Source organism: Fulvimonas soli (assembly GCF_003148905.1).
Taxonomy (GTDB): domain Bacteria; phylum Pseudomonadota; class Gammaproteobacteria; order Xanthomonadales; family Rhodanobacteraceae; genus Fulvimonas; species Fulvimonas soli.
Window position 1 is genome coordinate 1 of record NZ_QGHC01000010.1, and the last position, 24,093, is coordinate 24,093.

The following is a 24,093-nucleotide window of genomic DNA, read 5'->3' on the forward strand; positions in this document are numbered from 1 at the left end:
CCACTACAACTGCCACCGTCCGCACAGCGCACTTGGTGGTCAGACACCCATGGCTCGACTGACGCTTGATCAAAACAACCTATTGAAGCTCCACAGCTAGCGCAGCACCGCGCTGGCGTAGGCGGGCAGCAGCAGGCGGCCATGGTCCAGCCGCGCGCCGGCGCTGGTACTGCGCAGCAGCTCGGCGAAGCCTTGCGTCGGGGCGAGCGGCAGCGTCTTCGCGCGCCCCGACAGGTTGTGCACCACCAGCAGCTTCTGCCCCGGCGTGGCGCGCGTGTAGGCCACCAGCTGCGGATCGCCGGCGTCGAAGCCGTGCAGGTCGCCCTCGCGCAGCGCGGGCAGCCCGGCGCGCCAGTGGATCAGCGTGCGGTAGAGGTTGAGCAGCGAGCGCGGGTCGGCATCCTGCGCCTCCACCGAGACGTCGCCGCCCCGGTTGGCGGTGAGCGGCTTCCAGCGCGTCTCGCCGGGCGCGTCGGCGCGGCGGTTCCAGCGCATCGGCTCGCGCAGGTCGGGATCGGGCTTCTTCCCCTGCAGGCCCAGCTCCTCGCCGTAGTACACGAAGGGCTCGCCGGGCAGGGTGAGCAGCAGCGCGGCGGCCACGCGCATGTGCCTGGCGTCGCCTTGCAGCCGGCTCATCACGCGCTCCTGGTCGTGGTTGGACAGGAACGGCGCGTCGCCGGTGGCGCGCCCGGCGGCGGCGTAGGCCGCGGCCATCGGCAGCGCCTGGGCGAGGATGCCGCGGTCGCGCTCCTGCTTCACGCTCTCGATCAGCCGCACCGCCAGCGGGAAGTCGAACACCGCGTCCAGCGGCCGCACGTACGGGGCCAGCCCGGCGGGCGAGTCCTGGGTCACCTCGCCGACCAGGTAGGCGCGCGGGTTCGACGCGGCGAGACCGGCGCGGAAGTCCTGCCACCAGCGCACGTTCTTCGCCACCGCGCGCGGGTCGCCCCACTGCGACTGGAAGTCGAGGTAGATGTGCTGCGCGGCGTCGAGGCGGAAGCCGTCCACGCCCAGGTCCAGCCAGTAGCGGCCGACGCCGACCATGGCCTCGCGCACGGCGGGCGTGTCGTAGTCGAGGTCGGGCATCTCGCCGGTGAAGACGCCCAGGTAGTGCCGCCCGTCCAGCGCGTGCCAGGCCGGGCCGCCGGTGGCGCTGACGGCGCCGAGGTCGGCGCGCGTGCCGGCCCACGTGTACCAGCGGTGGTGCGGGTCGGCGGGATCGCGCGCGGCCTGGAACCACGGGTGCCGGTCGCTGGTGTGGTTGATCACCAGGTCGATGATCACGCGCATGCCGCGCTTGTGCGCCTCGGCGAGCAGGCGGCGGAAGTCGGCCATGCTGCCGTACTGCGGGTTGATCGCCTCGTAGTCGGTGACGTCGTAGCCGTGGTAGCTGGGCGAGGGGTTGACCGGCATCAGCCAGAGGCCGTCCACGCCCAGCGACTTCAGGTAGTCGAGCTTGGCGGTGACGCCGTTCAAGTCGCCGATGCCGTCGCCGTCGGTGTCGTACCAGGCGCGCACGAAGATCTCGTACCACACGCCGGACGGCGGCTGCGCCGTCGCGGGCGCGTCCGGCCGCGCGCCGCCGTCCTGCCGCGCGGGGGCGGCGGACGCCAGGACGAGCGCGGCGGAGGCCAGCAGCCACAGGCAGGATCGTGCGGGCGTGCGCTTTCTCATGGACGGCTCCGGACCGCTCAGTCGGCGGCCTTGAAGTGGCGGTCGATGTACTCGGCATGCGTGGGCATCGCGGCCACGGCGCGGTCGACCAGGGTGCGGATGTTGGCGAGGAATTCGTCCAGCTGCGCCTTCGGCAGGGCGTCGGCCAGCGGGTGGTGGCGCTCGGGGACGATGCCCTGGCCGATGAACACCTGCAGCCAGCCCATCAGGGTGAACAGCTCCTCGCCCTCGCGGAAGACGTGGCCCGTGCGGCGGAACAGCCCGATGCGGCGCGCCAGCCCCTCGGGGACGTCCATCGTCGCGCACCGTCGCCAGAACGGCGTGTCGTCGCGCTCGGTGGCCTTGTAGTGCAGGATGATGAAGTCGCGCGTCTGCTCGTACTCGGCGCGGGTCTGGCGGTTGTACTCGTCGACCAGCGCGGGGTCGAAGCCGCGGTCGGGGAACATCGTCAGCAGGCGGCCGGCCGCCGACTGCATCAGGTGGATGCTGGTCGACTCCAGCGGCTCGATGAAGCCGCTGGCCAGGCCCAGCGCCACGCAGTTGCGGTTCCACACCTTGTTGCGGATGCCGGTGTGGAAGCGCAGCTGGCGCGGCGCGGCCAGCGCCGGGCCTTCCATGTTGCGCACCAGCGTGGCGGCCGCCTCGTCGTCGCTGACGAAGCGGCTGCAGTACACGTGGCCGTTGCTGGCCAGGTGCTGCAGCGGGATGCGCCACTGCCAGCCGGCCTGCTGGGCGCTGGCCTGGGTGTACGGGCGGATGGTGCCGCCGTGCTCGCTGGGCGCGACCACCGCGCTGTCGCACGGCAGCCAGTGCTGCCAGCTCTCGTAGCCGGTCTTGAGCGCGCCCTCGATCAGCAGGCCGCGGAAGCCGGAGCAGTCGACGAACAGGTCGCCGGGGATCACCTCGCCGCTGTGCAGGCGGATCGATTCGATGAAGCCGTCGTCGCCGCGCAGCGCGACGTCGACCACCTTGCCCTCGGTGCGCACCACGCCGTTGCCCTCCGCGTTCCGGCGCAGCAGCCGGCCGAAGCGCGCGGCGTCGAAGTGGTAGGCGTAGCGGATGCCGGTGAGCGGGCTGCCGCCGACGTTCTCCATCGGCGCGAAGCGGTTGGCGGCGCAGGCCCGCGCGCAGATCGAGTACGCCCACAGGTCGGGCGCGCGCGGGTCCTCGCGCCGGCTGCGCAGCCAGTAGTGCTGGAACGCGGCCAGGCCCAGCGGCAGGCCGACGTCGCTGAAGGCGTGCACGTAGGAGTCGCCGATCCGCCGCCAGTCGTTGAACTGCACCGCCAGCTTGATCGTGCCGCGGCTGGCCCTGAGCAGCTCGTCCTCGGCGATGCCGAGGAAGCGGCCGACGTGGCGGATCTGCGGGATGGTCGCCTCGCCCACGCCGACGATGCCGATCTCGTCGGACTCGACCAGCCGGATCGACAGCCGCGGGCCGAAGGCCTTGGCCAGCAGCGCCGCGGTCATCCAGCCGGCGGTGCCGCCGCCCACGATCACCACGCGCCGGACGGGAAGCTCGTTGGTCTGGTTGCCCATGGCAGTCTCTCGCTCGGATGGCCGCGTCCCCGCCGCGGCCGGGAATGCTCCCAGCCTAGACCTTCGGCGGGCGCGGCGCCTTGCGGCGCATGGCCGTCACGGGGCGCGGCCATGGAAAAAAAGCCCCGCCGAAGGACGTCCGGCGGGGCACTTGGGAGGAGTCGCGCAACAGGGTTACTGGAACTTGTACGAGACGCCCACCTCGTAGCGCCGGCCGTAGCGCTCCCAGGTCAGCACCTGGCGCGGGTCGCCGTTCTGGTAGGTGGTGAAGATCTTGTTCGACAGGTTCGAGCCCTGCGCGATCAGGGTCAGGCCGTTGAGCGGGCCGCTGTTGAACGTGTAGCTCACCTGCGCGTCGTAGGTGCTGCCGCCGCGCAGGGTCTGCTCGATGCGCGAGGCGCTGATGCCCGACACCTCGCCCAGGAAGTCGGAGCGGTAGCTGTCGCTGACGCGGGCCTCGAAGCCGTCGTGCTGGTAGTACAGCGTGCCGTTGGCGACCCACTTGGACAGGCCCGGCACGGTGATCGGCGAGCTGTTGCCGGCGTACACCAGCGAGCTCTTGGTGCGGTTGCCGGTGAGGATGGTGCCGAAGCCGTCGAGCGCGGGCGTGAGCAGGTTGAACGGCAGGTTCAGGGTGAGCTGCGCGCCCTTCACGTAGCCGTGGCCGTCGTTGGTCGGGCCCGAGATCGTACCCAAGGTAGTGCCCAACTGCGCCAAGTCTGACGGGCTTAGGTTGTAGGGCAGGAAAGCGCTGAAGTCGTACAAGTAGGCCGCATTCGGGTTGATGTAGTCGCGCAGGCTGATGAAGTAGCCCGACACCGCGACGTAGCCGCCGCCACCGCCGCTGCGGCACAGGTCGGAGGCCTTCGAGTCGGCCGAGTTGCACTGGTAGCCGGAGGCGTCGCCGGAGAAGTAGTGCTCGTAGCTGACGTTGTAGTTGTCGGCCATGGTCGGCAGCAGCTTGGCGTTGCCGCCCGAGGCGCTGAAGTAGGACTGGTTAGGATCAGTGCTTTGCAGATGATCCACATCAGTGTGTAGCGCCAGGCTGGCGTTCATCTGGTCCATGCGCGGGCGCGCCATGGTGCGCGCGGCGCTGACGCGCAGGTCGTCGTTGTCGGTGAAGCCGAAGATCAGGTTGGCGCTGGGCAGGTAGCGGGTGAAGCTGGTGCCGCCGCTCACCGGGACCAGCTGAGTGTGCCCGCCGGTGAGGTCGCTGCCCGGCGCCACGCGCTCGCCCTGCGAGGTCTGGCTGGTGTGCGCCACCTGGATGCCCACGTTGCCGCGCAGGCTGACGCCGCCCAGGCTGGTGTCGATGTTGAACTGCAGGTACGGCGTGAGGTCGCGCTCGCGCACCTTCCAGTTCGGCGGCAGCGACAGCGACGACATGAAGGTGGGGACGCCCACCAGCGTGCCGTTGTCGATCAGGTCGAACGGGTTGTAGCAGACCTGCGAGCCGATCCCCATCCACGCCAGCGGGTCGCAGGTGCCGCCGCCGGTGATCGGCGCGGTCTCGACGGCGCCGCCGCCGCTGATGAAGCCGCCGCCCAGGGTCAGGAAGGTCTGGTCGATGTCGTAGGTCTTGTTGCGGGTGCCGCGCACCACGCCGAACTCGACGCTGGAGATCGGGCCGCTGAGGAAGGAGCGCTGCACGCTCAGGCGCAGGTTGGCCAGGTAGTCGACGGTGCGCGGCGCGTTGATGAAGCCCGCCTGCACCACATCGCTGCCGGCGCCCCAGCCGTCCGGGTCGGTCAGCACGACGCCGTTGCCGTAGTCCAGCGACGGGTCGAGGTAGAGCAGGCCGTTGCCGCGCTCGTCGAAGCCGACGGTGTCGCTGGCGCCGCCGCCGATGTTGTAGCCGGTGCCGGAGTAGCTCTCCAGGTTGATGTCGCGGCGGGTGGCGCGCGAGTAGTTCCCGTCGAGGTCGGCCGTCCAGTTGTCGTTGATGGTGAACTGGTTGTCCCAGTTGAAGTTGTAGACGCGGGCGGTGGTGCTGTTGTAGTCGTTGCGGACGATCGGCTTGACGTTGCCGTAGGTGCCGTTCTCGACGAAGCCGCGGTTGACCGTGCCCGGGTCCAGCGTGACGTTGGTGCCCCAGAACAGCGGGAACTCCATGCCCTTGGCCTGCTGCACTTCCTTGAAGTTGTCGGCGGTGACGTCGATGATGCCGGTGTAGTGCTCGTTCGGCTGCCACTGCACGGTGGCCAGCAGGCCGTTGCGCTTCATCGAGTCGGTGATGCCGTAGTTCTTCGAGCCGCCGACCACGGCGTCGCCGTTGGCGTCGGCCGGGTAGCCCCAGGGCGCCTGGTGCTCGATCTGCGACGGGTTGTTCTCCATGTCCACGCCCAGCGTGACGCCGAGGGTGTGGTCGGCGAACTGGTGCACCCATACGCCGTTGAGGTTGTAGCCCTTGTTGCTCACGCCGGGGCCGTCGGCCAGCTGCGACATGTCGTTCCAGATGTAGCGGGCGTTCACCGCCGCCTCCGGGCCGCTCTTGTCGAGCGGGCGGATGGTGTGCATGTCCACCGTGCCGGCGAGGCCCTGGCCGACCAGCCGGGCCTCGGGGCTGATGTGCACCTCCACGTTGTCGAACCAGCTGGAGGGGTACTGGTCGTACTGCACGTCGCGGTTGTTGGAGGTCGAGACCTGCTCGCCGCCGTTGACCAGCGCGGTGGAGAAGTCCGGGCCCAGGCCGTGGATGGTGAGCACCTGCGGGCGGCCGCTGACGGTCTGCACGGCCAGGCCGGGCAGGCGGCCCAGCGAGTCGGCGATGGACACGCCCGGCAGCTTGCCGATCTGCTCGGCCGAGACCGCCTCGACGATGGTGTCGGCGTTGCGCTTGAGCGCGGTGGAGTTCTCGATGCTGCTGACGAAGCCGTTGACCTCGACGCCTTCCAGCTTCTTGGGCTCCTTGCGGCGGTCCTTGTCCTTGTCGGACGCATCCGGCTTGGACTGGTCCTGGCCCTGGTCCTGCGCCGTCTGCCGTGAACCCGCCGCGTTCGCGGTGGGCGCAGTCCCCGCGACGGCAACGGTGCCCATGCCGAAGCATGCGGTAGCGATGGCCATCGCCAGGATGTTGCGCTCAAATCTGCTCATTTTCTCCCCTCCGGAAAACTCTTCGAGTTCACGCACTCGGCGTGGTGGCGGGACAGCGCTCCCGCGGCGAATGTCCACGCTTCTCTGGTCGAGCGTGTCGGGGCGGATCATAGTGACGTTGTTTTCGGCGCAGCTCAGGCCTGCATACGTATTCATGACGCAGCCGCGACCGGCGTCATTGCGATGCAGCACGAGCCGCCGCCGGCGCCGCGCCGGGCCGTGCGGAAGGCCCGCCGGACCGCCGCCCGCAAGCCCCGGGCCGCGCGCGCGGCGCGCCCGCGGCGGGTGCGCGGAAGCGTTTGCTCGGTGCCGCGTTTTGTGCAGGCGCAGCAGGCATGAATACGTATGCAGGCCCCTGCGTCGCGTCGGGACGCTGAGGCTAAGCTGCGCCGGTCCGCCAGAGCGCCGTCCGCGCAGCTGGCCAAGCCAGGGATTATTGAATGACCGGTTCACCGTGGTGGCGTGGCGCCGTCATCTACCAGATCTACCCGCGCAGCTTCCAGGACACCGACGGCGACGGCGTGGGCGACCTGCCCGGCATCATCGAGCGCCTGGACTACGTCGCCGGCCTGGGCGTGGACGCGATCTGGATCGCGCCGTTCTTCACCTCGCCGATGGCCGACTTCGGCTACGACATCGCCGACTACCGCGACGTCGACCCGCTGTTCGGCACGCTGGCCGACTTCGACCGCCTGCTGGCGAAGGCGCACGCGCTGGGGCTGAAGGTGATGATCGACCAGGTGCTCAGCCACACCTCGGCCGAGCACGCCTGGTTCCGCGAGAGCCGGCAGAGCCGCGGCAACCCGAAGGCCGACTGGTACGTGTGGGCCGACGCGCGGGAGGACGGCACGCCGCCGAACAACTGGCTGTCGCTGTTCGGCGGCAGCGCCTGGCAGTGGGAGCCGCGCCGCGGGCAGTACTACCTGCACAACTTCCTGACCCAGCAGCCCGACCTCAACTTCCACAATCCCGCGGTGCGCGCGGCGATCCTGGACGGCGTGAAGTTCTGGCTCGACCGCGGCGTCGACGGCCTGCGCCTGGACGCGATCAACTTCTGCTTCCACGACGCGCAGCTGCGCGACAACCCGCCCAAGCCGCCGCAGGCGCGCGTGGGCCGCGGCTTCAGCCCGGACAACCCGTATGCGTTCCAGTACCACTGGTACAACAACACGCAGCCGGAGAACCTCGGCTTCCTGGAGGAGCTGCGCGCGCTGCTCGACCGCTATCCCGACGTCGCCGCGCTCGGCGAGATCTCCTCGGAGGACTCGCTCGCCACCATGGCCGAGTACACCCGCGGCCGGCGCCTGCACATGGGCTACAGCTTCGAGCTGCTCACCGACGACTTCAGCGCCGGCTACATCCGCGGCACGGTGGAGCGGCTGGAGGCGCAGATGGGCGAGGGCTGGCCGTGCTGGGCGATCTCCAACCACGACGTGGCGCGCGTGCTCAGCCGCTGGGGCGGCGCGCGGCCGTCGGCGCGGCTGGCCAACCAGTTCACCGCGCTGGTCTGCTCGCTGCGCGGCTCGGTGTGCGTGTACCAGGGCGAGGAGCTGGGCCTGACCGAGGCCGAGGTGCCGTTCGAGGCGCTGCAGGACCCCTACGGCATCGCCTTCTGGCCGAACTTCAAGGGCCGCGACGGCTGCCGCACGCCGATGCCGTGGACCGCGGACGGCGCCAACGCCGGCTTCAGCCGCGGCACGCCGTGGCTGCCGGTGCCACCGGAGCACCGCGCGCTGGCGGTGGACGCGCAGGAGGCCGATCCGCGCTCGGCGCTGCACGGCTTCCGCGCCTTCCTGCGCTGGCGCCACACGCAGCCGGCGCTGCGCGAGGGCGCGATCCGCTTCCTCGACACCGCCGAGCCGGTGCTCGCCTTCGTGCGCAGCGTTGCCGGGCAGGAGCTGCTGGTGGCCTTCAACCTCTCCGGCGAGCCGGTGGAGCTGGAGCTGCCGCTGGAGGCCCCGCCGGCCGCGCTCGACGGCCACGGCCTGCTGCAGGGCGCGCTCGACGGCCGCCGCCTGCGCCTGCCCGGCAGCGGGAGCCTGTTCGCGCGCCTCGGCTGAAGCGGGCGCGGGCCATTTCCTCGCGGGGCCTGCCTCCGTGGGGATGACCCTTGTGGGAGCGGCCTCCGGCCGCGATCCGCGGGCCATCGCGGCTGGAGGCCGCTCCCGCAGGAAGCTGCCCCACGAGAGACTGTTTCCGCAGGGGGCGGCTCGCACCGAGGCCACCCCGCCACCGTTATGTAATGACGTACTCCGGCCGCACGCGCGACCTCGCCTATACTCGCCCGAACGTCACACGGAGGGGGTAAGTCGATGGGACAGATATTCGCGCTGGTGATCGTCGCCCTGGTGGTGATCGGCCTGGCCAAGCTGGTCCGCGTGGTGCCGCAGGGCTACGAATGGACGGTGGAGACCTTCGGCAAGTACACCCGCACGCTGACGCCCGGCCTGCATTTCCTGGTCCCGATCTACCAGGCGGTGGGCCGCAAGATGAACATGATGGAGCAGGTGCTGGACGTGCCCTCGCAGGACGTCATCACCAAGGACAACGCGGTGGTGCGCGTGGACGGGGTGGTGTTCTACCAGGTGCTGGACGCGGCCAAGGCCGCCTACGAGGTGGCCAACCTGGAGCAGGCCACGCTGGCGCTGGTGATGACCAACATCCGCACCGTGCTCGGCTCGATGGACCTGGACGAATCCCTGAGCAAGCGCGACACCATCAACGCGCAGCTGCTGCGCGTGGTGGACGAGGCCACGCACCCGTGGGGCGTCAAGGTCAACCGCATCGAGATCAAGGACATCGCGCCGCCGCGCGACCTGGTCGACTCGATGGCGCGGCAGATGAAGGCCGAGCGCGAGAAGCGCGCCAACATCCTGGAGGCCGAGGGCTTCAAGCAGGCCGCGATCCTCAAGGCCGACGGCGAGAAGCAGAGCGCGATCCTGGCCGCCGATGGCAGGAAGGAGGCGGCCTTCCGCGAGGCCGAGGCGCGCATCCGCCTGGCCGAGGCCGAGGCGCAGGCCACCAGGATGGTGTCCGAGGCGATCGCCGGCGGCAACGTCAACGCGCTCAACTACTTCGTCGCCAACAAGTACGTGGAGGCGCTGAAGGAGATGGCCAACTCGCCCAACCAGAAGATGCTGCTGCTGCCGATCGAGGCCACCGGCGTGCTCGGCTCGCTGGCCGGCATCGCCGAGCTGGCCAGGGAATCGCTGGGCCAGCAGCAGGAGAAGCTGGCGGCCGGCCGCCGCGCGCCGCCGCCGGTGGGCTGACGCAACGCCGCGGCGGCCGCCGCGGCCCCGCAACGCTTCAGGGGACCAACGATGTCGCCAACCTTCGCCATGCACTACCTGTGGTGGATCGTCGCGCTGCTGCTGATCGCGGCGGAGATCGTGCTGCCCGGCTACTTCCTGCTGTGGATCGGCATCGGCGCCGCGGCCACCGGCACCTTGCTGCTGCTCGTGCCCGGCCTGTCGCCGCTGGCGCAGGCGCTGGCCTTCGCGGCCTTCGCGCTGGCCGCCTGCGCGCTGTACTGGTACGCGCTGCGGCCGCGCCTGCAGCGCCGCCACGGCGGCCATGCGCAGCGGCTGAACCGGCGCGGCGAGCAGATGATCGGCCAGCGCTACGTGCTGGCCGAGGCCATCGTCAACGGCCGCGGCAAGGCGCAGGTGGGCGACGGCCAGTGGCTGGTCAGCGGGCCGGACCTGCCGGCGGGGGCGACGGTGGAAGTGACGGGCGTGGAAGGCACCACGCTGCGCGTGCGGCCGGCCGCATGAGTCCGGCGGTGCTGGCGCCGGCCGCCGCCGCGCCGCTCAACGCGCGCATCGCCTTCCTGGTCGAGCTGGCGCGCCGGCTGCACCAGTACGGCACCTCGGCGCCGCGCCTGGAGATGGCGGTGGCCGGTTCGGCGCAGCGTCTGGGCCTGGTCGCCGACGTGTGGTCCAGCCCCACCGCGATCATCATCTCCTTCGCCGATCTCGCCGAGGGCGAGGAGGCGCTGGCCAAGGTCACCCAGGTGATGCGGCTGGCGCCGGGCGACGTCAACCTGGCCCGGCTGTGCGAGGCCGACGACATCGCCGACCGCGCGATCGCCGGCGAGCTGGACCTGCGCGAGGGCTTCCACCGCCTGCGCGAGCTCGGCCGGCCGGACACGCGGCGCGCGCAGGCCGCGGTGGTCGGCAGCTACGGCCTGTCCGCCGCCAGCGTGGTGGCGCTGCTGCTGCACAGCGCCTGGGCGGACCTGCTCGCGGCCGGCGCGATCGGGCTGGTGATCGGCCTGATCACCGTGCTGTCGGCCACGCGCCCGCGGCTGGCGGCCGCCAGCGAGGCGATCAGCGCGCTGGTGGCGACCTTCGTGGCGACCCTGGTCAGCGCCTACGTGGTGCCGCTGGCGGTGAAGTCGGTGGTGCTGGCCGCGCTGATCGTGCTGGTGCCCGGCATGTCGCTGACCACCGCGGTGCGCGAGATCTCCAGCCAGCACCTGGTGTCGGGCGTGGCGCGCATGGGCGGCGCGGTGGCGACCCTGCTCAAGCTCACCTTCGGCACCGTGGCGGCCAGCCAGGTGTGCGCCGCGCTCGGCATCGAGGGCGGCAGCTACGCGCTCCCGCCGCTGCCGGCGTGGACCGACTATCCCGCGCTGCTGCTCGGCGCGGCGGCGTTCGCGCTGCTGTTCCGCGCGGCCTGGCGCGACTGGCCGGTGGTGATGGGCGCGGTGGTGCTCGGCTACGCCGCCACGCGCTGGGGCGGCGCCATTTCCGGGGCGATCCCGGGCGCGCCGTTCGGCGTCTTCCTCGGCGGCCTGCTGCTGGGCGGCCTGTCCAACCTGTACGCGCGCTTCGCGCACCGGCCCGGCGCGGTGATCCGCGAGCCGGGCATCATCCTGCTGGTGCCGGGCAGCGTCGGCTTCCGCAGCGTGTCCTACCTGTTCGAGCGCGACACCACGCTGGGGATGGATACCGGCATCCTGCTGGTGACGCTGCTGATCTCGCTGGTGGCGGGGCTGCTGTTCGGCGACCTGCTGGTGTCGCCGCGGCGCTCGCTCTGAGCTCGCGTCCGGGATGGCACTGGGGGCGCTTGTCGGGTTTTCTTCGGCGCTGCCCATGGGCTTCCGCGAGTGGGACGCCTACGGCGGGTTTCGCTGGCCTGCCGGCCAGCGAGTTCCCTTGCTTTGCTGGCCCAAAGAAAGGGAACCGAAAGAAACGGCCTGGTTCATCCCGATGAAAGGGAAGAGCGTGCACGGCCACGCCTTGCCTTGCCAGCTTGCGGCTTCCAGAGGAGCCGGCGCGGCCACCCCGCGACCGCTCGGGAGCCGAAGCAAGAGAAGCGGAGCGGTGCGCTCAGGGGCATCGAGCTGCCGCACGCACCCATCCACAACCCAACCGCACGTGGTGCGACACCCTGTGCCCCGGTTCCCGAGCGGGGCGGGGTGGCCGCACCGTAGATCGGGAGGCGCCCCGTTGATCCAGGCTCCTCGACATAGCGGGCTGGTAGTCCCGGCGGGCTCATCGAGGCCGTTTCTTTGGGCTACTTTTCTTTGGGCCCGCAAAGAAAAGTAGCTCGGTCGCCGGCAGGCGACCGAAACCCGCCGCAGGCGGCCCAATCGCGGCACGCTCGCACGGAATGCGGGACGCAAGTATCGGCACTCACCGTTCGGCGGCGTAAACCCGTCGAGAGTGATTGGGTCGCCGGCAGGCGACCGAAACCCGCCGCAGGCGACCCAATCGCGGCACGCTCGCACGGAATGCAGGGCGCAAGTATCGGCACTCACCGTTCGGCGGCGGAAACCCGTCGAGAGTGATTGGGTCACCGGCAGGCGACCGAAACCCGCCGCAGGCGGCCCAATCGCGGCACGCTCGCACGGAATGCGGGACGCAAGTATCGGCACTCACCGTTCGGCGGCGTAAACCCGTCGAGAGTGATTGGGTCGCCGGCAGGCGACCGAAACCCGCCGCAGGCGGCCCAATCGCGGCACGCTCGCACGGAATGCAGGGCGCAAGTATCGGCACTCGCCGTTCAACGGCGGAACCCCGGCGAAAGCGCATGCCAAGCCACCGCACGCATCACACGACACCGGCATGAGACCAACCCCCCTCTCCGGCCAGCGTCAATCGAAAAAAGCCACCGACAAGACGACACAAAAAAACGCCGGCACAAGGCCGGCGTCTTTCATCCCCGCGGAACATGGCGCTCAGATCGCCAGATCCTTTTCCTTCTTGCCGGCCTTCAGCGCATCGTTGAACCAGCGCGGCCGCTTGCCGCGACCGGACCAGGTCTGCTCCGGGTTGGCCGGGTTGCGGTATTTCGGCGCCACGGTGCCGCCGCTGCGGCGGCCCTTGCTGCGCCCGCCGAAAATGTCCTCGAAGGCATAACCCTCGGCCTTGATCAGCGCGTGGATCTTCTCGCGCAGCTTGGCGACCTTTTCCTTGCGCAGTTCCTGCTGGCGCTGCTGCGCCTTGCTGATGAGGTCGTTGAGCTGATTGTGGTTTAGGCTTTTGATATCGACCGCCATGGTTTTATCTCCGGGTAGCCATCGCGCAAAGTAAAGGGAAAAACGTCGCCCGTCGTCATTGACAGGTAATGCGCCTTCCTGGTTCGCGGCGAATTCTCGCTTATTCCGAGGATGATTGCAAAACCGGCGAATCAGTGTGATGGAATCATCAATTAGCGGCATGCCGGGGCGGGCATTTGCCGGGAATTGGCGCCCCACTCGCGCCTTGCGGTAATGCGCCTTGCCGCGCGGGATAAGCCGGGGAACGCCGCGGGATTCGGGCCGGCATTGGCCCGGAGATAACCGGCGACCGGCCGCCGCACGGCCGTCGCGGACGGCCGCACGGCAGGGCGCGCGGTTCAGTCCAGCAGCGCGAACAGCTCGTCGCGGGTGATCGCGCGGGCCTCGGCCTCGTCGCGCTTGCGGTATTCCAGCGTGCCGGCGGCCAGGCCGCGCTCGCTCACCACCACGCGGTGCGGGATGCCGATCAGCTCGATGTCGGCGAACATCGCGCCGGGGCGCAGGCCGCGGTCGTCCAGCACGGTCTCCACGCCGCGCGCCGACAGCTCCGCGTACAGCGACTCGGCCGCCGCGGCGACCGCGGCGTCGCCCTTGGGGTTGATCACGCACACCGCCACGCGCCAGGGCGCCATCGGCTCGGGCCAGACGATGCCGGCCTCGTCGTGGCGCTGCTCGATCGCCGCGGCGACGATGCGGCTGATGCCGACGCCGTAGCAGCCCATCAGCATGACGCGCTGCTTGCCGGCCTCGTCCTGCACGGTGGCGCCCAGCGCCTCGGCGTACTTGGCGCCGAGCTGGAACACGTGGCCCACCTCGATGCCGCGGGCCATGCGCAGCGTGCCCTTGCCGTCCGGCGAGGGGTCGCCCTCGACCACGTTGCGGATGTCCTCCACGCGGGTGACGCGGCCGTCGCGCTCCCAGTTGGCGCCGGTGTAGTGGGTGTCGTCGGCGTTGCCGCCGCAGACGAAGTCGGCCAGCACGGCGGCGCTGCGGTCCACGATCACCGGCACCTCGGCGGGCAGGCCGACCGGGCCGATGAAGCCGGGGCGCGTGCCGGTGACGGCGAGGATCTGCTCCTCGGTGGCGAGCACCGGCTCGCCGCCGACTTCCGGCAGCTTGCCGACCTTGACCTCGTTGATCTCGTGGTCGCCGCGCAGGCACAGCGCGACCAGGCCGTCCTTGCCCTGCACCAGGAGGGTCTTGAGCACGGCGGACGCGGGGACGCCGAAGTGCGCGGCGACGTCCTCCACGGTGCGCACGCGCGGGGTGTCCACGCGCTTCAGCTCCTGCGCCGGCGCGGGGCGCGCGGCGGCCGGCGCCAGCGCCTCGGCCTTCTCGATGTTGGCGGCGTAGTCGGAGCCGTCGGAGAAGACCAGCGCATCCTCGCCCGAATCGGCCAGCACCTGGAACTCGTGGCTGGCGTTGCCGCCGATCGCGCCGGTGTCGGCCTGCACCGCGCGGAACTCGAGGCCCAGGCGGGCGAAGATGCGCGCGTAGGCGTCGTACATCGCCTGGTAGGTCTCGGCCAGCGACTCCTGCGTGAGGTGGAAGGAGTAGGCGTCCTTCATCAGGAACTCGCGCGCGCGCATCACGCCGAAGCGCGGGCGGATCTCGTCGCGGAACTTGGTCTGGATCTGGTAGAAGTTCACCGGCAGCTGCTTGTAGCTCTTCAGCTCGTTGCGCGCGTAGTCGGTGATCACTTCCTCCGCGGTGGGCGCGTAGCAGAATTCCTGCTCCTTGCGGTCCCTGATCTTCAGCAGCTGCGGGCCGAACTTCGCCCAGCGGCCGCTCTCCTCCCACAGCTCGCGGGGCTGGATGGTCGGCATCAGCAGCTCGACCGCGCCGGCGCGGTCCATCTCCTCGCGCACCACGGCCTCCACCTTGCGCAGCACGCGCAGGCCCAGCGGCGACCAGGTGTACAGGCCGGCGGCGAGCTTGCGGATCATGCCGGCGCGCAGCATCAGCTTGTGGCTGGCGATCTCGGCGTCGGCGGGCACTTCCTTGACGGTGGCCAGGTGGAATTGGCTGAGGCGCATGGGCTTTGGGATTTCCGGCGATAAAGGCGCCGATTATAGCGGGCGCGGCCGGCGCCTGGCCGGTCCGTGCGGGCCAGCGGCCGGGCGGCAGAGGCGGCGTCGTGCCCGGGTTCTCCAGGCGTCGATTGTCAGTGGTTCAATGGTGGCGATACGCGCGGATGCGCACGGAGTAAACGGGCGCCATTCCCGCGCAGGCGGGAATGACGCAGGCGTGCGAGGCAAGGCAAATCCGAATGGCGACGGCAGCCCGCCGCGCCGGCAGGCAATGCCTACTGCGCGGCGCAGTACTGCTGGTACTGCCGGCCGGCGGCGTCGATCTGCGCCTTGCGCTGGCTGTCGTCCAGCACCTTCTGCTGGCCGCCCTCCTGCATCACCACCGGGCCGCTGCCCTTGAGCGTCTCCAGGTTCGACTTCAGCGAGGCGCACAGCCTGGCGCGGTTGGCCGGGGTGTCGGCGACGCTGGCCGGCGCCTCGGGCTCGGGGCGGTTCTCCCTCGACTCGCTGCTCGACGGCTGCGCGATCGGCTCGGCGCTGCCGCTGAGGGTCATCTGCTGGTACTTGGTGCCCTGCGGCGGCGGCGTCTCGGAGTAGTGCACGGTGCCGGAGGCGTCGGTCCACTTGTAGACCTGGGCGGCGGCGAGCGGCGCGAGCAGCAGCAGCGCGAGGGCGAGCAGGGGACGACGCATGGGCCTCTCCGGAGGTGTCTGGATTCCGCCGCCCTTGTTAGCACCCCGCCGGGCTGGACTCAAGCCGCATGGTTTACACTGCGCGCAGCCCGTCACGGATTGTTTCATGAGCGACAGCACGCCCGTCCGCACGCCGCGCCACCGCGGCATCTACCTGCTGCCGAACCTGTTCACCACCGGCGCGATGTTCGCCGGCTACTACGCGATCGTGGCCAGCATCGACGGCCGCTTCGCCGAGGCCGCCGTGGCGGTGTTCGTGGCGGCCCTGCTGGACGGCATGGACGGCCGCGTGGCGCGGCTCACCGGCACGCAGAGCGAGTTCGGCGTGCAGTACGACTCGCTGTCGGACCTGGTCAGCTTCGGCCTGGCGCCCTCGCTGGTGCTGTACGACTGGTCGCTGGCCGCGCTGAAGGGCTTCGGGCCGCTGTGGGGCAAGATCGGCTGGGCGGCGGCCTTCCTCTACGCCGCCTGCGCGGCGCTGCGGCTGGCGCGCTTCAACACCCAGGTCGGCGTGATCGACAAGCGCTATTTCCAGGGCCTGGCCAGCCCGGCGGCGGCGGCGGTGTGCATGTCCTTCGTCTGGACGATGGAGAAGTTCGGCGTGCCGGGCGCGGAGCTGTGCTTCGTCACGCCGTTCCTGGCGGTGGTGGTGGGCCTGCTGATGGTCAGCCGCTTCCGCTACTACAGCTTCAAGTCGCTGCCGATGGGGCACGGCGAGCGCATCCCGTTCTGGTGGGTGGTGGTGCTGGTGCTGCTGCTGGTGCTGCTCTACCTCGACCCGCCGACCGTGCTGCTGGCGGTGTTCTCGCTCTACCTGCTGTCCGGCCCGGTGCTGACCCTGTGGGGCCTGGCCAGCCGGCGGCGCGCGCGGCGCGGCGCGGCGGCATGAACCCGTCGCCGGCCGCCGCCGCGCCCGCCCGCCGCGCCCGCGTGCTGCGGGCGCTGGGTCTGACGCCGTGGACCTTGCGCCTGCCCGCATCCGCCGAAGCCACGCCGGCCGGCGCGCCGTCGCCGGCCGATGCCATCGCCGCCGCCCGCTGCGCGCTGCTGCTGCCCGGCGGCTGCGCGGCGCGCGAGCTGGACCTGCTCGGCCGCGCGCTGCTGGCCGCGGGCGCGGAGCTGGCGCGCGCGCCGCGCATCATGGTGGTGGACGGCCGCCCCGCCGGCGCGCTGCCGGAGCTGCCGGCCTACCTGGTGTTCGGCCCGGCGCAGGCGCAGGCGCTGGGCCGCGAGCTGCCGGCCGCGGCGCTGAACGCCGCGCAGATCGTGCTGGTGGACGAGCCGGCGCAGCTGCTGGCCGGCGCGGCCGGCAAGCGCCGCCTGTGGACCGCGCTGCGCCAGCTGCGCCGCGCGCTGGCGGGCGCGGGGGGCTGAGCGATGGTCGCGGCCCCACGGCCCGAGGTCGAGATCCGCGCGATGCGCCGCGAGGACCTGCCGGCGGTGAGCGCGCTGGAGAACGCCTCCTACGAGTTCCCCTGGTCGCAGGGCATCTTCGCCGACTGCCTGAAGGCCGGCCATCCCTGCTGGGTGCTGCGCGTGGACGGCGAGACCGCCGGCTACGGCATCCTCTCCGTCGGCGCGGGCGAGGCGCACGTGCTCAACGTGTGCATCGGCGCCGACTGGCGCGGCCGCGGCCTGGGCCGCCACCTGCTGCGCCGCCTGCTCGACATCGCGCGCTGGAACGGCGCCGAGCGCGTGTTCCTGGAAGTGCGGCCGTCCAACCCGGTCGCCAAGCGGCTCTACGACTCCATCGGCTTCCGCGAGATCGGCCGCCGGCCGCGCTACTACCCGGCCCGCGACGGGCGCGAGGACGCCATCGTGATGGAGCTGGACCTGGCGTCCCCGTTGCGCTGAGTCGGCTTCCTGCGCCATTCGCGCACCCCTCCCGCCGCAAGGGCGAACAGGCCGATGCCGAATCCGCCGAGCATCGGCAGCGCATGGGTGGGGCGATAGTCGAAGGCGACCGCATGCGTGCCAGCGGGGACCGCAAGGCCCTGGAACAGCCCGTGGGCCCGCTCGAGCGGTACCGGCCGGCCGTCCACCGTGGCGGTCCAGCCGGGATAGAACGCCTCGCGGCGGAGCAGGCGGGCCGGTTCCTCGCAGTGGAGGGACACCCGGGTACGGCCGGACGGCTGCAGGCTGCAGTCGCCGCCTTCGGCTTCGAAGTAGGGCCTGGGAGCGGGCAATTCGTAGATGGCCATGTCGTCGCCCTCGTAGACGGCGCGCGGCAGCGTGTCCTGCTGGCCCGGCGCGGGAAGCAGGCCGAGCTTCGGAACCAGCGTCGCGCGGTTTCCGTCCATGCGCGCTCGCCGCCCTTCGTCCGCGTCCATCAGCCACAGCGCCACCGGATGGCGGCTTCCGGCCTGGGTGATCGTCGCCTCGACGACAGGAGGATGCGGACCGGAGGCGTCGATGCGCAGCGGACGGTCCAGCCGGATCGCCAGCGGCGCATTGTCGACCGAACCGGCGAGCGCCCGCTCGCCCTCGGCGCAATCCGCCAGGGCGACACAGACCCGGGCCCTCAGCACGCCGTCGGACTCGCCGCGGTAGTTGCCGATCAGCACCGTGACGGCATCGAACGACAGGGATGACGATGCGGCCGGCGTCCATGCGACGACGACCGGACGGTCGGGCTCCAGCGGCAACGCGCGCGTCGGCTGGCTTCGCGCGGTGGTTGCCAGCATGGCCTCCGCGAACGGGTGGGTCCCCGCCTGGGCCAGCACGTATTTGACGCCGAGCTCCTCATAGGCGCCGCGCCGGGTGCCGGCCAGTTCCGCGACGTAATCCTTGCCGGACAGGTTCGCGGTGCCGGTGTAGGTGACCATGTCGGCCTGCGGGTCCAGCCGCGCATGGATGTAGTCCACCCAATCGCGCGTGACGGGCAGATAGTTGTGGTTGATCTGGGCGACGCCGAAGAAAGCGCCGTAGTTCGGCGCCAGCGGCCCCAGCGAGTAGACCCGCTGCAGCCTGGCATGGGCTTGCAGGAAGGCGGTCCCATGGCCGTGTTGGACAGGTTCGCGCAAACCGCTGCGGATCGGCGGCACGAACAGCAGGCAGGCGTCCAGCGCGAGCAGGACGGCCAGCAGGTGCGGCGCCCGCCGCAGACGGCCGTGCGACAGCGCGAGCGCGGCGGCGACGACGGCCGTGCATGCAGCCCAGGCGAGGGAGCCGGTCGTGAAGGCATGATGCGGGGCTTCCAGCAGGGCGCGAACCGGATCGCCCGCGAGCCGCAGGGCGACGGCCGCGCACAGCGCCGTCGCGGCGAGGGCGGCCAGGACGGCGAGGTGCGCCGGCTGCGGCCGGCGCTGCATGCCGTCCAGCGCCATCGCCGCGAGGACGGCGCCCGCGAACTCCCAGGAAGGCGGCGCGTAGCGGAAGAACGCGACCGACTTGATCATCGGCAGCAGGTTGACCAGGTCGCTGACCGGGCGCACGTCGTAGGTCTTGGCGAGGCAGAGGACGATCCAGCCCAGCAGCGGCAGGCACAGGCCTCGCCGGCCGTACGCCAGGCCGAGCAGGGCGACGAACAGCCCGGGCACGCTGAAGTAGCCGCCGACGTTGCGCCAGCTCGCGGCAACGGCGCCGGCCGGGCCGTCGTAGGCGAAGATCGGCCCGTAGAGCCATGGCATCAGGGTCTGCGCGAGCGAGGGCGCGGGAAGCGGAACGTGCGCGAAGAAGCCCTCGTGCCCGCCCACGTGGGACAGCGCCACGAATTCGGCGAAAGGCACGATCTGCGGGAGCGAGCACAGCAGGCCGACGCCCACGGCGAGGCACAGCCGGCCTGCGAAGCGGACCTGTTGCCGCCTTTCCAGCCCGGCCAGCCGGGACAGGGTCCAGAGCCCGGCGAACAGGCCGTCGATATAGGCGGTTTCGGGAAAGCCGGCGTAGATCGACCAGGCCAGCGCCGCCGGAACCAGCAGCCAGCCGCCGGCGCGGTCGGCGGCCACGCGCGCGCGCAGCTGCTCGATGCCCAGCAGCAGCAGCGGGAGGAACGCGATGGGCGTGCTGATCGGCGCGCCATGCCAGGCGAACGTGCCGTTGAATTCGAACAGCAGCGCCCCGCCCAGCGCCGCCGTCCGGGAAAGGCCGATCCGGCGCAGCAGCGCATACGTGGCGATGCCGGCCAGCATCTGCAGCAGCACCTCCAGCCAGAGCCCGCCCGACTGGAAATGCATCAGCAGGATGAACGGCAGGAAGAGGGCCGCGGGCTGCGCCTCCGCGGCCAGCGGAAGCCCGGCCCCGTTGTACGGGTTCCACCAGGGAACCCGGCCCGAGAGCCATTGCTCGGCCGAGAGCCTGCCCAGCGCCTGGGCCTGGAAGCCCACGTTCGGGTCGATCCAGGGATAGCCGGCGTGGTGCTTCCCGCTCACTCCCGTGCCGCCGAAGAAGGCCAGCGGGTCGGTCACGTACCACCCGGCCAGGGCGGGCAGGTTGACCAGCAGGGGAAGGAGCAGCAGCAACAGCGGCGGCAGGAGGTTCTTCAGAGGCGTCTTCGGAAGGTTCATGCCGCGTCCGGAGGCGTGTGCACCCTATTCGAGATGCCGCGCCGGGAAGGGATGGTTGAGATAGGTGAGCATCTTCGTCTCCCGCCGCCCGCGCGTGACCGTGTCGAGCACCAGGCCGGTGACGAAGCCGAGGAAGCCCAGCAGCATGATGCCGGTGGCCAGGATCGCGGTGGGGAAGCGCGGCACCAGGCCGGTGCGCAGGTATTCCTGCAGCAGCGGGATGCCGAGCGCCGTCGACAGCGCGACCAGCGCCGCGCCGATCGCCGAGAAGAACAGCAGCGGGCGCTCGTGCTTGAACAGCTGCAGGATCAGCAGCAGGATGCGCAGGCCGTCGCGGTAGGTGCTGAGCTTGCTGGTCGAGCCGGCCGGCCGGCCGCGGTACGGGCCGGCGACGTGGGCGATCGGCATGTGCAGCTCGAGCGCGTGCACGGCCAGCTCGGTCTCGATGCCGAAGCCGATCGAGGTGGCCGGGAACGACTTCACGAAGCGCCGCGAGAACAGCTTGTAGCCGGACAGCATGTCGTGCAGCCGGTTGCCGAAGATGCACCGCACCGCGCCGGTGAGCATGCGGTTGCCCAGGCGGTGGCCGGCGCGGTAGGCGCCGTCGTCGGCCTCCTCGCGCGCGCAGTTCACCAGGTCGCAGAGCCGCTCCTGCGCCAGCGCCAGCATGCGCGGCGCGCAGGCCGCGTCGTAGGTGCGGTCGCCGTCCACCATCAGGTAGAAGTCCGCCTCGACGTCGCGGAACATCCGGCGCACCACCGCGCCCTTGCCCTGCTCGGGCTCGTGCCGGACGACCGCGCCGGCCGCGGCGGCCGCCGCGGCGGTGCCGTCGGTGGAGTTGTTGTCGTAGACGTAGATGCGCGCTTCCGGCAGCGCGGCGCGGAAGTCGGCCACCACGTCGCCAATGGTGGTCGCCTCGTTGTAGCAGGGGATGAGTACGGCGACCTCGAGCTTCTGCATGCGGCGCCCCGGTGCTGGCTTCCCCGTAGCCTAGCCCAGTTTCCGCGCCTGCTCGCGCAGCGCGGCCAGCTGGGTGCCCCAGTCGACGATGCGCTGGCGCTCCTGCGCCACCACCTCGGCCGGCGCGTTGGCGACGAAATTGGCGTTGCCGAGCTTGCCCTCGCACTTCCTGATCTCGCCCTCGATGCGGGCGATCTCCCTGGCCAGGCGCGCCTTCTCGGCGCCGAGGTCGATCAGGCCGGCGAGCGGGATCAGCACGCGCAGCGAGCCGACCACCGCGGCGGCGGCGGCCGGCTCGTCGGCGCCGGGCTCGATCCACTGCGGCGCCTCGGTGCGGGCGAGGAAGGCGATCTGCGCGGCGAACTTGGCCGCGCGCGCGCGGTCCGCCGCGTCGCCGCCGGCGAGCCGCAGCGGCAGCGTCCTGCCCGGCGCGATGTTCATTTCCGCGCGGATGCGGCGGATGCCGGAGAGCACCGCCTTGAACCACTCGATCTCCGCCGTGGCCGCCTCGTCCGCCGCGATGGCGTCGGCGGACGGCCACGGCTGGCCGAGGATGCCGCCCGCGGCGTCGATGCCGAGCCGCGGCGCCACCGATTGCCAGATTTCCTCGGTGATGAACGGGATGATCGGGTGCAGCGCGCGCAGCACCGTCTCCAGCACCACCAGCAGGGTGTGGCGGGTGGACGCCGCGGCGGCGGCGTCCCCGCCGTTGAGCGCGGGCTTGGACAGCTCCAGGAACCAGTCGCAGTACTCGTTCCACACGAACTCGTACAGCGCCTGCGCCAGCAGGTCGAAGCGGTAGCTGGCGAAGTGCTGCTCGACCTCGGCCAGGGTTTGCTTCAGGCGCGTGAGGATCCAGCGCTCGGCCTCGGTGACCGGCTTGTTCCCTTCCCCCTCCGGGAGAAGGTGGCGCGAAGCGCCGGATGAGGGCGCGGATGTGCCGGAAGCTTGCGCTTCGACCGGACCCTCACCCGGCGCCTCCGCGCCACCCTCTCCCGAGGGGAGAGGGGTTTGCACGTTCATCAGCACGAAGCGCGCCGCGTTCCACAGCTTGTTGCAGAACGCCTTGTAGCCCTCGGCGCGCCTGATGTCGAAGTTGATCGTGCGGCTGTAGCTGGCCAGCGCGGCGAAGGTGAAGCGCAGCGCGTCGGTGCCGATCGCCTTGATGCCGTCGGGGTATTCCTTGCGGATGCGCTTGTCCACCTTCTCGCGCACCTGCGGGATCAGCAGCGAGCGGGTGGACTTCTCCACCAGCGGCTCCAGCGCGATGCCGTCGATCAGGTCCAGCGGGTCCAGCGTGTTGCCCTTGGACTTGGACATCTTCTGGCCCTCGGCGTCGCGCACGATGGCGTTGATGTACACCTCGCGGAACGGCACCTTGCCGGTGAAGTACAGGGTCGCCATCACCATCCGCGCGACCCAGAAGAAGATGATGTCGAAGCCGGTGACCAGCACCGCGCTGGGCAGGTAGATGCGGTCGTGCGACCAGTCGGCGACCACGTTGCCGTCGGCGTCCTTCACCGGGCCGTCCAGCGGCCAGCCCAGCGTGGAGAACGGCCACAGCGCGGAGCTGAACCAGGTGTCCAGCACGTCCTCGTCCTGGCGCAGCGCGCCGACCGGCGCGATGCCCGCATGCGCGCGCGCGTCGGCCTCGTCCTCGCCCACGAAGATGTTGCCGGCCTCGTCGTACCAGGCCGGGATGCGGTGGCCCCACCACAGCTGGCGGCTGATGCACCAGTCCTGGATGTTCTCCAGCCACTGCGTGTAGGTGGCGGCCCAGTTCTCGGGGACGAACTGGATGGCGCCCGAGCGCACCGCCTCCAGCGCGGGCCCGGTGATCGCCCTGCGGCCGCCGGGGCGGCCGTCGGCCAGCGCCTCGCTGGTGAGGTCGAGGAACCACTGGTCGGTGAGCATCGGCTCGATCACCGCGTCGGAGCGCTGGCTCACCGGTACCTGCAGCTTGTGCGGTTTGGTCTCGACCAGCAGGCCGGCGGCCTCCAGGTCGGCCAGCACCGCCTTGCGCGCCTCGTAGCGGTCCAGGCCGCGGTACTTCGCCGGCGCGTTGTCGTTGACCCTGGCGTCCAGCGTGAAGATGCTGATCGGCGCGAGGCCGTGGCGCTGGCCGATGGCGTAGTCGTTGAAGTCGTGCGCGGGGGTGATCTTCACGCAGCCGGTGCCGAACTCGCGGTCCACGTAGTCGTCGGCGATCACCGGGATCTCGCGCCCGCTCAGCGGCAGCTTGAGCATCCTGCCGACCAGGTGCGCGTAGCGCTCGTCCTCCGGGTGCACGGCCACGGCGACGTCGCCCAGCATGGTCTCCGGGCGCGTGGTGGCGACCACCAGCGATGCGTCGCCGCCGGCCACGGGATAGCGGATCGACCACAGGTGGCCGTCGCGCTCGACGTTGTTCACTTCCAGGTCGGACACCGCGGTGCCCAGCGCCGGGTCCCAGTTCACCAGGCGGTTGCCGCGGTAGATCAGCCCCGCGCGGTACCACTCCACGAACACCTTGCGCACCGCGGCGGACAGGCCCTCGTCCATGGTGAAGCGCTCGCGCGACCAGTCGGCGGCCACGCCGAGGCGGCGCATCTGGTTCGTGATGGTGGAGCCGGATTCCTCCTTCCAGCGCCACACGCGCTCGACGAAGGGCGCGCGGCCCAGGTCGTGGCGGGTCCTGCCCTCGGCGGCGAGCTGGTTCTCCACGATCTTCTGCGTGGCGATGCCGGCGTGGTCGGTGCCCACCTGCCACAGCGTGTCGAAGCCGCGCATGCGGTGGTAGCGCACCAGCATGTCCATCACCGTCTGCTGGAAGGCGTGGCCCATGTGCAGCGTGCCGGTGACGTTGGGCGGCGGCAGCAGGATGCAGTACGGCTCGCCCCGGCCGGTGGGCCTGAAGTCGCCGCGGGCTTCCCAGCGGGCGTACCACTTCGACTCGATCGGGCGGGGCTCGAAACTCTTTTCCATCGGGGACTCGCGGTGGCGGCGCCCGGGGCGCCGCGCGGTGGCTGTCAGCGGACGTGAAGGGCGGATTGTACGGTCGCCGGGGCGCGACCCCAAGCGGCGACGGCGTGACGGGCCGGGCTGGACGCGCCGCGC

The 24,093-nt window shown here is 71.0% G+C and carries 16 protein-coding genes; 7 read left to right on the top strand and 9 right to left on the bottom strand.

The window, feature by feature from the left end; translation table 11 throughout:
- Positions 1-96: 96 nt before the first annotated feature.
- From C7456_RS13090 to C7456_RS13100, 3 genes are all read right to left on the bottom strand, one after another.
- Complete coding sequence (locus C7456_RS13090; RefSeq protein WP_109724255.1) at positions 97-1,674, bottom strand: alpha-amylase family glycosyl hydrolase; 1,578 nt, start codon at positions 1,672-1,674, stop codon at positions 97-99.
- Positions 1,675-1,691: 17 nt separating this feature from the next.
- Positions 1,692-3,212, bottom strand: coding sequence for a tryptophan halogenase family protein (locus C7456_RS13095; protein WP_109724257.1), 1,521 nt, complete (start codon positions 3,210-3,212; stop codon positions 1,692-1,694).
- Between the two features lie 174 nt (positions 3,213-3,386).
- Entirely contained in the window at positions 3,387-6,305 is a 2,919-nt protein-coding gene (locus C7456_RS13100; RefSeq protein WP_109724259.1) for a TonB-dependent receptor, read from the bottom strand.
- A 440-nt stretch (positions 6,306-6,745) separates the two neighbouring features.
- Between C7456_RS13100 and C7456_RS13105 the strand changes: the two genes are divergently transcribed.
- The 4 genes from C7456_RS13105 (at position 6,746) to C7456_RS13120 (ending at position 11,346) form a co-directional block, all read left to right on the top strand.
- Entirely contained in the window at positions 6,746-8,365 is a 1,620-nt protein-coding gene (locus tag C7456_RS13105) for an alpha-glucosidase family protein (RefSeq protein ID WP_109724261.1), read from the top strand.
- Between the two features lie 252 nt (positions 8,366-8,617).
- Positions 8,618-9,574: an SPFH domain-containing protein gene (locus tag C7456_RS13110; RefSeq protein ID WP_109724263.1), complete on the top strand. Its 957-nt coding sequence runs from the start codon at positions 8,618-8,620 to the stop codon at positions 9,572-9,574.
- A gap of 51 nt (positions 9,575-9,625) precedes the next feature.
- Positions 9,626-10,078 (top strand): NfeD family protein, encoded by a 453-nt coding sequence (locus C7456_RS13115; RefSeq protein ID WP_245889867.1) that lies wholly within the window; start codon positions 9,626-9,628, stop codon positions 10,076-10,078.
- Complete coding sequence (locus C7456_RS13120; protein ID WP_109724265.1) at positions 10,075-11,346, top strand: threonine/serine exporter family protein; 1,272 nt, start codon at positions 10,075-10,077, stop codon at positions 11,344-11,346. The genes C7456_RS13115 and C7456_RS13120 overlap by 4 nt, the downstream gene beginning before the upstream one ends.
- Before the next feature lie 1,143 nt (positions 11,347-12,489).
- Here the strand turns inward: C7456_RS13120 and C7456_RS13125 are convergent.
- The 3 genes from C7456_RS13125 to C7456_RS13135 all read right to left on the bottom strand — a co-directional run bounded on the left by C7456_RS13125 (position 12,490) and on the right by C7456_RS13135 (position 15,532).
- On the bottom strand, positions 12,490-12,810 hold the full coding sequence (locus tag C7456_RS13125) for an H-NS histone family protein (protein ID WP_109724266.1): 321 nt from the start codon (positions 12,808-12,810) through the stop codon (positions 12,490-12,492).
- 338 nt (positions 12,811-13,148) lie between these two features.
- Positions 13,149-14,846 carry a proline--tRNA ligase gene (locus C7456_RS13130; RefSeq protein ID WP_109724268.1) on the bottom strand — a complete coding sequence of 566 codons (1,698 nt, stop codon included), beginning with the start codon at positions 14,844-14,846 and terminating at the stop codon, positions 13,149-13,151.
- Positions 14,847-15,115: 269 nt separating this feature from the next.
- Positions 15,116-15,532: a DUF4124 domain-containing protein gene (locus tag C7456_RS13135; RefSeq protein ID WP_109724270.1), complete on the bottom strand. Its 417-nt coding sequence runs from the start codon at positions 15,530-15,532 to the stop codon at positions 15,116-15,118.
- A gap of 106 nt (positions 15,533-15,638) precedes the next feature.
- Here C7456_RS13135 and pssA point away from each other — a divergent pair, with 106 nt between their 5' ends.
- The 3 genes from pssA to rimI are packed head-to-tail and all read left to right on the top strand — an operon-like array spanning position 15,639 to position 17,386.
- Complete coding sequence (pssA, locus tag C7456_RS13140; protein ID WP_109724272.1) at positions 15,639-16,421, top strand: CDP-diacylglycerol--serine O-phosphatidyltransferase; 783 nt, start codon at positions 15,639-15,641, stop codon at positions 16,419-16,421.
- The gene (locus tag C7456_RS13145; protein ID WP_109724355.1) at positions 16,418-16,906 is read left to right on the top strand and encodes a hypothetical protein; all 489 of its coding nucleotides are present in this window, start codon (positions 16,418-16,420) and stop codon (positions 16,904-16,906) included. Before pssA ends, C7456_RS13145 begins: the two co-directional genes overlap by 4 nt.
- A gap of 3 nt (positions 16,907-16,909) precedes the next feature.
- Positions 16,910-17,386 (top strand): ribosomal protein S18-alanine N-acetyltransferase, encoded by a 477-nt coding sequence (gene rimI, locus C7456_RS13150; RefSeq protein WP_109724274.1) that lies wholly within the window; start codon positions 16,910-16,912, stop codon positions 17,384-17,386.
- Here the strand turns inward: rimI and C7456_RS13155 are convergent.
- The 3 genes from C7456_RS13155 to C7456_RS13165 are packed head-to-tail and all read right to left on the bottom strand — an operon-like array spanning position 17,317 to position 23,961.
- Positions 17,317-20,037: a hypothetical protein gene (locus C7456_RS13155; protein WP_109724275.1), complete on the bottom strand. Its 2,721-nt coding sequence runs from the start codon at positions 20,035-20,037 to the stop codon at positions 17,317-17,319. The genes rimI and C7456_RS13155 overlap by 70 nt on opposite strands.
- Positions 20,038-20,061: 24 nt before the next feature.
- Positions 20,062-20,997 (bottom strand): glycosyltransferase family 2 protein, encoded by a 936-nt coding sequence (locus C7456_RS13160; protein ID WP_109724278.1) that lies wholly within the window; start codon positions 20,995-20,997, stop codon positions 20,062-20,064.
- A gap of 30 nt (positions 20,998-21,027) precedes the next feature.
- The gene (locus tag C7456_RS13165; RefSeq protein WP_109724280.1) at positions 21,028-23,961 is read right to left on the bottom strand and encodes a valine--tRNA ligase; all 2,934 of its coding nucleotides are present in this window, start codon (positions 23,959-23,961) and stop codon (positions 21,028-21,030) included.
- Positions 23,962-24,093: the final 132 nt, after the last annotated feature.

Coding starts and splice junctions, on each gene's coding strand:
- C7456_RS13090 (WP_109724255.1), bottom strand. CDS start 1,674: ATGAGAAAGCGCACGCCCGCACGATCCTGCCTGTGGCTGCTGGCCTCC.
- C7456_RS13095 (WP_109724257.1), bottom strand. CDS start 3,212: ATGGGCAACCAGACCAACGAGCTTCCCGTCCGGCGCGTGGTGATCGTG.
- C7456_RS13100 (WP_109724259.1), bottom strand. CDS start 6,305: ATGAGCAGATTTGAGCGCAACATCCTGGCGATGGCCATCGCTACCGCA.
- C7456_RS13105 (WP_109724261.1), top strand. CDS start 6,746: ATGACCGGTTCACCGTGGTGGCGTGGCGCCGTCATCTACCAGATCTAC.
- C7456_RS13110 (WP_109724263.1), top strand. CDS start 8,618: ATGGGACAGATATTCGCGCTGGTGATCGTCGCCCTGGTGGTGATCGGC.
- C7456_RS13115 (WP_245889867.1), top strand. CDS start 9,626: ATGTCGCCAACCTTCGCCATGCACTACCTGTGGTGGATCGTCGCGCTG.
- C7456_RS13120 (WP_109724265.1), top strand. CDS start 10,075: ATGAGTCCGGCGGTGCTGGCGCCGGCCGCCGCCGCGCCGCTCAACGCG.
- C7456_RS13125 (WP_109724266.1), bottom strand. CDS start 12,810: ATGGCGGTCGATATCAAAAGCCTAAACCACAATCAGCTCAACGACCTC.
- C7456_RS13130 (WP_109724268.1), bottom strand. CDS start 14,846: ATGCGCCTCAGCCAATTCCACCTGGCCACCGTCAAGGAAGTGCCCGCC.
- C7456_RS13135 (WP_109724270.1), bottom strand. CDS start 15,532: ATGCGTCGTCCCCTGCTCGCCCTCGCGCTGCTGCTGCTCGCGCCGCTC.
- pssA (WP_109724272.1), top strand. CDS start 15,639: ATGAGCGACAGCACGCCCGTCCGCACGCCGCGCCACCGCGGCATCTAC.
- C7456_RS13145 (WP_109724355.1), top strand. CDS start 16,418: ATGAACCCGTCGCCGGCCGCCGCCGCGCCCGCCCGCCGCGCCCGCGTG.
- rimI (WP_109724274.1), top strand. CDS start 16,910: ATGGTCGCGGCCCCACGGCCCGAGGTCGAGATCCGCGCGATGCGCCGC.
- C7456_RS13155 (WP_109724275.1), bottom strand. CDS start 20,037: ATGAACCTTCCGAAGACGCCTCTGAAGAACCTCCTGCCGCCGCTGTTG.
- C7456_RS13160 (WP_109724278.1), bottom strand. CDS start 20,997: ATGCAGAAGCTCGAGGTCGCCGTACTCATCCCCTGCTACAACGAGGCG.
- C7456_RS13165 (WP_109724280.1), bottom strand. CDS start 23,961: ATGGAAAAGAGTTTCGAGCCCCGCCCGATCGAGTCGAAGTGGTACGCC.